Origin of the sequence: Burkholderia sp. ZZQ-2 (genome assembly GCF_050768715.1) — a bacterium.
Lineage (GTDB): Bacteria > Pseudomonadota > Gammaproteobacteria > Burkholderiales > Burkholderiaceae > Burkholderia > Burkholderia cepacia.
Map to the genome: position 1 here is coordinate 1 of NZ_LDVA01000220.1, position 10,236 is coordinate 10,236.

A 10,236-nucleotide genomic window follows, 5' to 3' on the forward strand; every position below is an offset into this window, starting at 1 on the left:
GGCCGGGGCACGCGAGCACGAAGCCTGCGCGGATGCCGGCGAGCCCGAAGAACTTGCCGACCGAACGCAGCACGACGAGCCCCGGGCGATCGACCTGCGGCGCGAGCGACTGCGTCGCGCCCGTATCGGCGAACGCCTCGTCGACGATCAGCGTGCCGCCGCGCGCCGCCAGCTGCGCATGCCAGCCGAGCAGGCGTTCGGCCGGCACGAATTCGGCGGTCGGATTATTCGGATTCCCGACGATGACGTGGCGCAGCGTCGCAGGCAGCGTAGCGGTGCCGACGTCGAGCGCGACGACGCGATGGCCGTGTCGCGCGAAAGCGGGTGCGTATTCGCCGTACGCGAGCGTCGCGACGCCGGCGTCGCCGGCCGGCAGCAGCGCGGGCAATGCGCGGATCGCAGCCTGGCTGCCGGCCACCGGCAGCACGTGCGCGGGATCGGGCGCGTGGTAGTACTGCGCGGCGCAGGCCGCGAGGCCGTCGCCGTCGTCGGGCAGCCGGCGCCACGCGTCGGCCGGGACGGGCGGCACCGGATAGCCGACCGGATTGATGCCGGTCGACAGGTCGAGCCACGTGTCGTAAGGAATGCCGTGGCGGCGTGCGGCTTCATGCAGGTTGCCGCCGTGCGTGATGCGGGTGTCAGACATGATGGGTGGCCATGACGAGTGCGCCGCTCGCGACCAGCAGCGCGAGCCACAGGGCAAGCGTGCGCGTGACGAGCGACAACGCGGCGACGATATGGACGGCGCTCGCCGTCGCGCCGGTGCCGAGCGCGGGACGATCCTCGATCTCGCCGTGATAGACGGCCGGGCCGCCCAGCTGCACGTTCAGGCTGCCGGCGCCGGCGGCCATCACCGGGCCCGCGTTCGGGCTGTCCCAGTGGCGTGCCTGCGTGCGCCAGCAGCGCCATGCGGCGGCCGTGTCGCCGAGCAGCGCGTAGCTCGCGGCCGTCAGGCGCGCGGGAATCCAGTTGAGCGCGTCGTCGAGGCGCGCGGCGGCCCAGCCGAAGGTCAGGAAGCGCGGCGTGCGGTAGCCCCACATCGCGTCGAGCGTGTTCGCGAGCCGGAACAGCAGCGCGCCGGGGCCGCCTGCGACGACGAACCAGAACAGCGCGCCGAAGATCGCGTCGTTGCCGTTCTCGAGCGCGGATTCGACGGCCGCACGCGACAGCGCGCCTTCGTCCGCGTCGCTCGTGTCGCGCGACACGATGCGCGCGGTCAGCGTGCGGGCGGCGCCGAGGTCGTGCCGCAGCAGTGCCGCGGCGATCGGCGCGACGTGGTCGGCGAGGCTTTTCGCGCCGAGTGCGAACCACAGCAGGGCGATGTGCAGCGCGGCCGCGAGCGGCCATGGCAGCACGGCCGCGAGCCATGCCGCGACGGCGACCGGCGGCACGACCGCCGCGATCCATGCGGCGACGCCGATCACGCGGCCGCGCCGGCCCGTGTTCAGCGCGCCTTCGATGCGCGCGGCGAGGCGGCCGAACGCGACGAGCGGATGCCAGCCGGCCGGTTCGCCGATCGCGCGGTCGATGATCGCGGCCGCGACCGCGAACATCGCGACTACGGGCAGCGACAGCATCAGCATGACGGCGCTCCCGTCTTAAGGTCGAGCGGCAGCCCGGCGACGAGCAGCGTCACGCGCGTCGCGAGGGTGGCGACACGCTGGTTCAGGCGCCCGAGTTCGTCGACGTAGCGGCGCGTGACCGACCCGAGCGGCACGACGCCGAGCCCGATCTCGTTGCTGACGACGATCACCTTCGCGCGCGCGCCGCGCAACGCGTGCTCGAGCCGGTCGACCTGCGCCGCGTACTGCGCATCGTCGAGCGGTTCGCCGTCGGCCGGGCACAGCAGGTTCGTGAGCCACAGCGTCAGGCAGTCGACGAGCAGGCACGCGTGCGGATCGTCGAGCCGCGCGAGCGTGCCGGCGAGGTCGACGGGTGCGTCGGCGAAGCCCCAGGCGGCCGGCCGGCGCGCGCGATGGTGCGCGATGCGCTGCGCGAATTCGGCATCGGCGGCGGTTGCGGTGGCGATGTAGGTGACGGGGCGGCCGCTGTCGGCGGCGAGGCGCTCGGCGTGCGCGCTCTTGCCCGAGCGTGCGCCGCCGAGGACGAAGGTGAGGTCGTGCGGAATCATCGCGTGATTGTAACGGCGCGGGCACACCGGCGCGGGGGATAATGCGGCCTTTGCTTCGCGACAACCTTTACACGATGAATGCACCCGAGCCGCGGCCGTGCGGCACGCTGATGATCCAGGGCACGACGTCCGACGCGGGCAAGAGCACGCTGGTCGCGGGCCTGTGCCGGCTCGCGCGCCGCGGCGGCGCGCGCGTTGCGCCGTTCAAGCCGCAGAACATGGCGCTCAACAGCGCGGTGACGGCCGACGGCGGCGAAATCGGCCGCGCGCAGGCACTGCAGGCGCTGGCCGCGGGCGTTGCGCCGCATACGGATTTCAACCCCGTGCTGCTGAAGCCGACGAGCGACCGCGGCGCGCAGGTGATCATTCACGGCAAGGCGCGCATGAACCTCGATGCGCGCGCGTATCACGGCTACAAGCCGGTCGCGTTCGAAGCGGTGCTCGAGTCGTACGCGCGCCTGCGCGCCGGCTACGACACGGTGATCGTCGAGGGCGCGGGGAGCCCGGCCGAGATCAACCTGCGCGAAGGCGACATCGCGAACATGGGATTTGCCGAACGCGTCGACTGCCCGGTCGTGCTCGTCGCCGACATCGACCGCGGCGGCGTGTTCGCGCACCTGGTCGGCACGCTCGCGTGCCTGTCGGAGAGCGAGCGCGCACGCGTGCGCGGCTTCGTGATCAACCGCTTCCGCGGCGACGTCAAGCTGCTCGAGCCGGGGCTCGACTGGCTGCGTGCGCAGACGGGCAAGCCCGTGTTCGGCGTGCTGCCGTACCTGCACGGCCTGCTGCTCGACGCCGAGGACATGCTGCCGGCACAGGCGCGCAGCGCCGCCGCACGCGGCGATGCCGGCCTGCTGCGCGTCGTCGTGCCGGCGCTGCCGCGCATCAGCAACCACACCGATTTCGACCCGCTGCGCGCGCATCCGCAGGTCGAATTCACGTACTGGAAGAGCGGCCCCGTCCCGGATGCCGACCTCCTGATCCTGCCCGGTTCGAAGAGCGTGCAGCGCGATCTCGCATGGCTGCGCGACGCGGGCTGGGACACGCTGATCCGTCGCCATCTGCGCTACGGCGGCAAGGTGATCGGCATCTGCGGCGGGATGCAGATGCTCGGCCGCACGCTCGACGATCCGCTCGGCCTCGAAGGGGCGCCCGGCAGCGTGCCGGGGCTCGGGCTGCTCGATTTCGACACGACCCTGCAGCGCGACAAGACGCTGAAGAACGTGACCGGGCATCTCGCGCTGCCGGGCGGGGCGGCCGTGCGCGGCTACGAGATCCACATGGGCGATACGCACGGGCCCGCGCTCGCGTCGCCCGCGCTGACGCTGGCAGCCGACGCCGCACCCGACGCCCCCGACGCCTCCGACGCCACACGCCCGGACGGCGCGGTGTCCGCCGATGGCCAGATCCTCGCGACCTACGTGCACGGGCTGTTCGACTCGCCCGACGCATGCGCGGCGCTGCTCGCGTGGGCCGGGCTCGACGGCGCGGCGCGCATCGACTATCCGGCGTTGCGCGAGGCATCGCTCGAGCGGCTGGCCGACTCGTTCGCCGACCATCTGGATCTCGACGCGCTGTACGCCGAGTTTCGTTGACGCGGGCCGGGCCGTGCTCGCTTTTTCCGCCGGATCGCATACAACACAGGAGGGCGGATGTCCGCCTGGAGGAGTGCGACGATGAAGGCTCGATGGTGGTGGAGCGTGCTGCTCGCGGCGCTGCTGGGCGTGTCGGCGGTTGCGCACGCGTGCGATTCGTACGCACCGGGCGGCGGCCAGTCCGGTTCCGGCGACGCCACACAAGGCAAGAGCGGTTACTGAAGCAGGTCGCGGGGCATGATCGGTCATGCCCCTTTTTATGCCCCGATTGATTCCATTCGGGAATCAGTTAAAGCGAATTTGCGAGTTTATCGGTCGAATCGATTCGAATAGAGTGCGATCCATTCACACCACTCACGAAGGAATTCGCCATGAACCCCAATCGCCTCAACGATTTCGCCGCGACCCTGCTGCGCGTCGCGCTCGGCGTGCTGTACCTCGCGCACGTCGCGCAGAAGGTGTTCGTCTTCACGCTGCCCGGCACCGCGCAGTTCTTCGCGTCGATCGGCCTGCCGGGCTGGCTCGCGTACCTGACGACGTTCGTCGAACTGGCGGGCGGCCTGGCGCTGCTCGCGGGCTTCCGCGTGCGCGTCGCCGCGCTGGTGCTGCTGCCGTTCATGCTCGGCGCGACCGCCGCGCATCTGCCGAACGGCTGGAGCTTCGCGTCGCCGAACGGCGGCTGGGAATACCCGGCGTTCTGGGCGGTCACGCTCGCCGTGCAGGCGCTGCTGGGCGGCGGCGCGTTCGCGCTCGGCGCACGGGAAGCCGCGGTTCAGCGTGCGTAATGGGGTAAGTGGGTAAGTCGGCGGGGTAAGTCGGCGTACACGGTGCGGCGCAACCCGTTCCGGTGACACCCCGTTTGCCGATATCATCGCTCCCTGTATCCGCAATCGAGCGGCGCCTGCCTCGCGGCAGGGGCCGCGCGGCTTTTTCGGGGGAATTCATGACGGTGATCGTGGTGGCGAATCCGAAGGGCGGCGTGGGGAAGAGCACGCTGTCCACCAATCTTGCCGGCTATTTCGCGGCGCAGGGCGCGTGGGTCGCGCTTGCCGACCTGGACCGGCAGCAGTCCGCGCATGCGTGGCTCGAGCTGCGGCCGGCCGGACTGCCGGCAATCGAGGCATGGGAACTCGATCCGGACGCGCCGACGAAGCCGCCGCGCGGCCTCGAATATGCGGTGATCGATACGCCGGCCGGGCTGCACGGCAACCGGCTCAACGTCGCGCTGCAACTGGCCGACAAGGTGATCGTGCCGCTGCAGCCGTCGATGTTCGATATTCTGGCCACGCAGCAGTTTCTGGAGCGCCTCGCCGGCGAGAAGGCCGTGCGCAAGGGCAGCGTCGAGGTCGGGATCGTCGGGATGCGGGTCGATGCGCGCACGCGCTCGTCGGACCAGCTTCACCGGTTCGTCGAAGGGCTCGGCCTGCCGGTGCTCGGCTACGTGCGCGACACGCAGAACTACGTGCAGATCGCCGCGCACGGCCTCACGCTGTGGGACGTCGCGAAGAGCCGGGTCGAGAAGGATCTCGAGCAGTGGCGGCCGATCGTCGAATGGGCCGAACGCCGCGCGCCGAAGGCCGAGAAGACGGAGAGGGCCGCCAAGGCGTCCTGATCGCGCGGCCGCCGGGCCGGGACGCGATGAAATGAGAAAGGGCCGGATCCCGTGGCGCACGGCATCCGGCCCTTCGACCCTTCAACCGCAAGCGGCACAGCCGCTCCCGCGCGCCGCGGCACGCGGGCGGCCGGTCAGTCAGGTCAGGTCCAGTTCTGCGTCGGCACGTGATCGCGGTGGCCCTTGATCTTGTTGCCGTCGTCGATGAACACGAGCTTCGGCTTCCAGCCGGCCTGAATCTCGGCTTCGTCGACCATCGCGAATGCCGCGATGATCACGAGGTCGCCGAGCTGCGCGCGACGCGCGGCCGAGCCGTTCAGCGAGATCATCCCGCTGCCGCGCTCGCCCTTGATCGCGTACGTCGAGAAACGCTCGCCGTTGTTGATGTTCCAGATGTCGATCCGTTCGTTTTCGATGAGGCCGGCCGCTTCGAGCAGGTCTTCGTCGATCGCGCACGAGCCTTCGTAGTGCAGCTCGCAGTGCGTGACGGCCGCGCGGTGGATCTTCGATTTGAGCATGTGGCGCTGCATGGTGTCTCCGTGATGCGTCGTGAGAGGCGCGGGCGGGCGGCCCGTCAGATTTCCAGGTTGTCGATCAGGCGCGTTGCGCCGAGCTTCGCGGCCGCGAGCACGACGAGCGGCTCGCCGGCTTCGAGTTCGGCGGCGCTCGGTGCGATCAGGTTCGCGCGGCGGCGGATCGCGATGTAGTCGGGCGCCCAGCCGCGCTCGGCCAGGTGCGTGCGCGCGTGATGCTCGAGCTTGCCGAGGTCGCGTTCGCCGCCGAGCACGCTGTCGCGCACGCGCTGCAGCGTTTTCGCGAGTTCGGGCGCTTCCTTGCGCTCGTCGGTCGTCAGGTAGCGGTTGCGCGACGACAGCGCGAGGCCGTCCTCGTCGCGCACGGTTTCGGCCGCGATGATCTCGACCGGCAGCGCGAGCTGCTGGCACATCCGGCGCACGATCATCAGCTGCTGGTAATCCTTCTTGCCGAACACGGCGACGCGCGGCTGCACGCAGGACATCAGCTTCGTGACGACCGTGCACACGCCGGCGAAGAATCCGGGCCGGAATTCACCCTCGAGAATGCCGCCGAGGTCGTCCGGCGGCAGCACGCGGTATTCCTGCGGTTCCGGGTACATGTCGCGCTCGGTCGGCGCGAACAGCACGTAGACGTTTTCCTGCTGCAGCTTCTCGATATCGTCCTGGAGCGTGCGCGGGTACTTGTCGAAATCCTCGTTCGGGCCGAATTGCAGCCGGTTGACGAAGATGCTCGCCACGACCGGGTCGCCGTGCTGGCGCGCGAGGCGCATCAGCGACAGGTGCCCTTCGTGCAGGTTGCCCATCGTCGGCACGAACGCCGTGCGGTTCTGTCCACGCAACTGGTCGCGCAGTTCCTGGATCGAGCTGATGACTTTCATGATCGGGTAGCGGTTTCCTCGCGCATGCGCGCGTTGGCGCCGCAGCAGCGGCGTCGGGGTCGAAGCGGAGAACGCCGGCGCGCGGGCGGCGCATCGGGCGTCGGCGGATTGTAGAGGATTTGGCCGCCAAACGCATCGAAAAAAGTACGGTCGTTCACTTTTTAACCGGGCGTGCCGGCAACGGCCCGCGCAGTCGCGTCGGGCTGCGGCGAGGCGGCATGTATGCCGGAATGAATCGGGAGGGCGGGAAGGGCAGGCGCGGGCGCCAGGCCGGTTACGCGGGCAGGTACGCGAGACGCACGTAGATCGGCGCGAACGGCTCGGCCTGCGTGATCTCGAGGAGCGATTCGCGCGCGAGTTCGAGCATCGCGATGAAATTCACGACGACGACCGGCACGCCGCGCGACGTGTCGAACAGCTCGGCGAATTCCATGAAGCGCGCGTTCTGCAGCCGGCGCAGGATCAGGCTCATGTGCTCCCGCACCGACAGCTCCTCGCGGGAGATCTTGTGGTGCTGGACGAGCTTCGCGCGCTTGAGCACGTCGGCCCACGCGGCGCGCAGGTCGTCCGAATTCACGTCGGGGAAGCGCGGCGTGACGCTCTGCTCGATGTAGACCTCGGCGCGCAGGAAGTCGCGGCCGAGCTGCGGCAACTGGTCGAGCCGCTGCGCGGCGAGCTTCATCTGCTCGTATTCGAGCAGGCGGCGCACGAGTTCGGCGCGCGGATCCTCGGCTTCCTCGCCGGTGTCGGCCTTCTTGACCGGCAGCAGCATCCGCGACTTGATCTCGATCAGCATCGCGGCCATCAGCAGGTACTCGGCCGCGAGCTCCAGGTTCGACGTGCGGATCTGGTCGACGTAGCCCAGATATTGCGCGGTGACCTGCGCCATCGGGATGTCGAGCACGTTGAAGTTCTGCTTGCGGATCAGGTAGAGCAGCAGGTCGAGCGGGCCTTCGAAGGTCTCGAGGAACACCTCGAGCGCATCGGGCGGGATGTAGAGATCCTGCGGCAGCTTGAACAGCGGCTCGCCGTACAGGCGAGCGAATGCCGCGACACCGTCGACCGTGTCGGGCGTCGAATCGGCGCCCGCGGGCGCGGCGATCGCGTCGTCCTGGCGGGCGGCGCTGGCCTCGTCGGCGGCGCTCACGTCGTCAGAAGTTCTGGTAGTAGACGTACGACGTTTGCTTCACGCGCGATTCCTGCTGCTCGGCGCGCTCTTCGAGGTCGATCGGCTGCTTGTCCCACAGCAGGGAACGGCCCTTGCGCTGCTCTTCCTCGAGCGTCGGCTTCTGTTGCTTGAGCTGGTTCAGGAACTGCGTGACATCGGACTGGTACGGCATGGCTGGATTTTCCGTTTCGGGCGGCGCACGATGCGCCGGATTCACGATGGCGGGATTTTACCGCATCGCGGGAACGGCCGGCGGCAATCGCGCGTCGAATCCGCGGGCTGGCACGCAGCCGGCGGCCGCAAGCGCGCCGCCGGGCATGACGCCGCGGCCACGCGCGCTCGCGCGGCGGTTTACAAACATTAAGCTTTGGCGCCGGCACGCTGTGGTCAAATACAGGGTTTTCCACAAAACCGTGACAACCGAGGGCGAGGTCATATTTGGCGGGGCAGTCGAACCAGCAAGCACATCCGGCACATGACGCGGGCCCGCGCGTGGAACGCAATCGCGCCGGCGCCGCGGCCCGTGCCGCACGGGCGACCCTCGCGGGCTGCCTGGCCGCGTGCTTCGCGCTGCCGGCCCACGCGAAGTACGACGTCGACATCGACGCGCCGCGCTCGGTTCGCAAGCTGCTCAAGACGCACCTCGACATCGCGCGCTTCGCGAAGCGCGACGACATCAGCGACGACCAGTTCGACTTCCTCGTGACGGCCACCCCGCAGCAGGTGCGCGACCTGACCGCGACGGCCGGGTATTTCTCGCCGGTCGTGCGCACCGACGTGCGCACGCGCGACGGCAAGCGCGACGTGCGCATCGCGGTCGATCCGGGCAAGCAGACCGTTGTGTCGAGCGTCGACCTGACCTTCAAGGGGCCCGTCGACACCGAGGACCCGAAGCAGGAAGCCGCGACCCGTTTCGCGTTTTCGCTGAAGCCGGGCGATCCGTTCACGCAGTCCGACTGGGACGGCGCGAAGGGCGCGGCGCTCAGGCAACTGCAGTCGCGTCGTTATCTCGGCGCGAAGATCGCGTCGTCGGAGGCGCGCATCGACCCGCGCACGCAGCGCGCGACGCTCGCGGTCACGTTCGACAGCGGTCCGACGTTCACGATCGGCAAGGTCGACGTCGACGGTGTGCGGCGCTATCCGGAGAAGATCGTCACGAACGTCAATCCGCTGTCGGAAGGCGAGATCTACGACGTGCAGCGGATCACCGAATTGCAGCGGCAGTTGCAGAACACGCCGTACTACGCGAGCGTCGCGATCGACGTCGGCGACGATACGGCGAAGCCCGAGCGCACGCCCGTGCACGTGAAGGTCAGCGAGTTCCCGTACAACAACATCCGCGGCGGCGTCGGCTTCGCGACCGACACCGGGCCGCATGTGCAGGGCTCCTACACGTATCTCGACACGTTCGGCGCCGCGTGGCCGCTGACCGTGTCGGGCCGGCTCGACCAGATCCAGCAATACGGGCAGGTCCAGCTGTCGATGCCGCCGGGCGAGAAGGGTTGGACCAACAGCGTGCTCGCGTCGTACACGAACACCAACGTGTCGGATACGCGCATCTACAGCGCGCGGGTCGGCGTGCAGCGCACGCGCACGGGCCAGTTCATCGACTATTCGTATTCGCTGATGTACTACCAGGACCGGCTCGACCAGAACGGCGCGGGGCCGACCACGAGCCGCGCGCTCGTGCCGCAATGGGCATGGACGCGCCGCAACGTCGACGATCCGCTGTTCCCGCGTTCGGGCAACCTGATCCACGCGGAGGCCGGCTTCGCGGTCAAGGGCGTACTGACCGACCAGACCTTCATCCGTGGCTACGCGCGCGGTCAGCAGTACCTGCCGGTCGGCAAGCGCGACCTGTTCGTGTTCCGCGCGGAGCTCGGCGGCGTATTCACGAGCGGCAGCTCGACCGGCGTGCCGGCGTCGCTGCTGTTCCGCGCGGGCGGCTCGAATTCGGTGCGCGGCTACGGTTACCAGAGCATCGGCAACAGCGTCGACGGTTCCGTCCTGCCGACCAAGTACCTGATGACGGGCACCGCCGAATACCAGCACTGGTTCAACCGCGACTGGGGCGCCGCGACGTTCTTCGACATCGGCACGGCCACCGATGCGTGGGGCGAACGCGTGTTTTACCCGGGCGTCGGCGTCGGCGCGCGCTGGCGCAGCCCCGTCGGCCCGATCAACGTCGACGTCGCGTACGGGTTGCGCAACCATAGCGTGCGCCCGTACCTGACGCTCGGCATCGCTTTCTGAACGTACCGCTTCATCGACGAACCGCATGACGAAGGACCCGAACGATACGAACGACACGCCGCC

Annotated in this window: 12 protein-coding genes; 5 read left to right on the forward strand and 7 right to left on the reverse strand. The window is 69.3% G+C overall.

Annotation, left to right across the window (positions count from 1 at the left end; genetic code table 11):
- The 3 genes from ABY44_RS14935 to cobU form a co-directional block, all read right to left on the reverse strand.
- Nucleotides 1-646: aminotransferase class I/II-fold pyridoxal phosphate-dependent enzyme (locus ABY44_RS14935; protein WP_431641369.1), on the reverse strand; the 646-nt coding region annotated here is incomplete at its 3' end.
- Nucleotides 639-1,583, reverse strand: a complete 945-nt coding sequence (gene cbiB, locus ABY44_RS14940; protein WP_060083236.1) for an adenosylcobinamide-phosphate synthase CbiB — start codon at nt 1,581-1,583, stop codon at nt 639-641. The genes cbiB and ABY44_RS14935, both read right to left, overlap by 8 nt.
- Nucleotides 1,577-2,131: a bifunctional adenosylcobinamide kinase/adenosylcobinamide-phosphate guanylyltransferase gene (gene cobU, locus ABY44_RS14945; RefSeq protein WP_060174833.1), complete on the reverse strand. Its 555-nt coding sequence runs from the start codon at nt 2,129-2,131 to the stop codon at nt 1,577-1,579. Before cobU ends, cbiB begins: the two co-directional genes overlap by 7 nt.
- A 74-nt stretch (nt 2,132-2,205) precedes the next feature.
- On the opposite strand from cobU, the gene ABY44_RS14950 reads away from it, so the two are divergent.
- From ABY44_RS14950 to ABY44_RS14965, 4 genes are all read left to right on the forward strand, one after another.
- A complete protein-coding gene (locus ABY44_RS14950) occupies nt 2,206-3,726 on the forward strand; it encodes a cobyric acid synthase (protein ID WP_060174862.1) in 1,521 nt (506 codons plus the stop codon).
- A gap of 81 nt (nt 3,727-3,807) precedes the next feature.
- Entirely contained in the window at nt 3,808-3,948 is a 141-nt protein-coding gene (locus ABY44_RS14955; protein ID WP_166741928.1) for a hypothetical protein, read from the forward strand.
- Nucleotides 3,949-4,097: 149 nt separating this feature from the next.
- Nucleotides 4,098-4,511 carry a DoxX family protein gene (locus ABY44_RS14960; RefSeq protein WP_027786730.1) on the forward strand — a complete coding sequence of 138 codons (414 nt, stop codon included), beginning with the start codon at nt 4,098-4,100 and terminating at the stop codon, nt 4,509-4,511.
- Between the two features lie 158 nt (nt 4,512-4,669).
- Nucleotides 4,670-5,338 (forward strand): ParA family protein, encoded by a 669-nt coding sequence (locus ABY44_RS14965; RefSeq protein ID WP_027786731.1) that lies wholly within the window; start codon nt 4,670-4,672, stop codon nt 5,336-5,338.
- 143 nt (nt 5,339-5,481) lie between these two features.
- Here the strand turns inward: ABY44_RS14965 and panD are convergent, their stop codons facing one another.
- The 4 genes from panD to ABY44_RS14985 form a co-directional block, all read right to left on the reverse strand.
- Complete coding sequence (gene panD / locus ABY44_RS14970) at nt 5,482-5,868, reverse strand: aspartate 1-decarboxylase (protein ID WP_021164250.1); 387 nt, start codon at nt 5,866-5,868, stop codon at nt 5,482-5,484.
- Between the two features lie 44 nt (nt 5,869-5,912).
- Nucleotides 5,913-6,752, reverse strand: a complete 840-nt coding sequence (panC, locus tag ABY44_RS14975) for a pantoate--beta-alanine ligase (RefSeq protein ID WP_027786732.1) — start codon at nt 6,750-6,752, stop codon at nt 5,913-5,915.
- 274 nt (nt 6,753-7,026) lie between these two features.
- Complete coding sequence (locus ABY44_RS14980) at nt 7,027-7,899, reverse strand: segregation and condensation protein A (RefSeq protein WP_021164248.1); 873 nt, start codon at nt 7,897-7,899, stop codon at nt 7,027-7,029.
- 4 nt (nt 7,900-7,903) lie between these two features.
- Complete coding sequence (locus ABY44_RS14985; protein ID WP_006478107.1) at nt 7,904-8,092, reverse strand: DUF3460 family protein; 189 nt, start codon at nt 8,090-8,092, stop codon at nt 7,904-7,906.
- 266 nt (nt 8,093-8,358) lie between these two features.
- On the opposite strand from ABY44_RS14985, the gene ABY44_RS14990 reads away from it, so the two are divergent.
- A complete protein-coding gene (locus tag ABY44_RS14990) occupies nt 8,359-10,173 on the forward strand; it encodes an autotransporter assembly complex protein TamA (protein WP_060174832.1) in 1,815 nt (604 codons plus the stop codon).
- The last annotated feature ends 63 nt before the right edge of the window (nt 10,174-10,236 follow it).

Coding starts and splice junctions, on each gene's coding strand:
- cbiB (WP_060083236.1), bottom strand. CDS start 1,583: ATGCTGATGCTGTCGCTGCCCGTAGTCGCGATGTTCGCGGTCGCGGCC.
- cobU (WP_060174833.1), bottom strand. CDS start 2,131: ATGATTCCGCACGACCTCACCTTCGTCCTCGGCGGCGCACGCTCGGGC.
- ABY44_RS14950 (WP_060174862.1), top strand. CDS start 2,206: ATGAATGCACCCGAGCCGCGGCCGTGCGGCACGCTGATGATCCAGGGC.
- ABY44_RS14955 (WP_166741928.1), top strand. CDS start 3,808: ATGAAGGCTCGATGGTGGTGGAGCGTGCTGCTCGCGGCGCTGCTGGGC.
- ABY44_RS14960 (WP_027786730.1), top strand. CDS start 4,098: ATGAACCCCAATCGCCTCAACGATTTCGCCGCGACCCTGCTGCGCGTC.
- ABY44_RS14965 (WP_027786731.1), top strand. CDS start 4,670: ATGACGGTGATCGTGGTGGCGAATCCGAAGGGCGGCGTGGGGAAGAGC.
- panD (WP_021164250.1), bottom strand. CDS start 5,868: ATGCAGCGCCACATGCTCAAATCGAAGATCCACCGCGCGGCCGTCACG.
- panC (WP_027786732.1), bottom strand. CDS start 6,752: ATGAAAGTCATCAGCTCGATCCAGGAACTGCGCGACCAGTTGCGTGGA.
- ABY44_RS14985 (WP_006478107.1), bottom strand. CDS start 8,092: ATGCCGTACCAGTCCGATGTCACGCAGTTCCTGAACCAGCTCAAGCAA.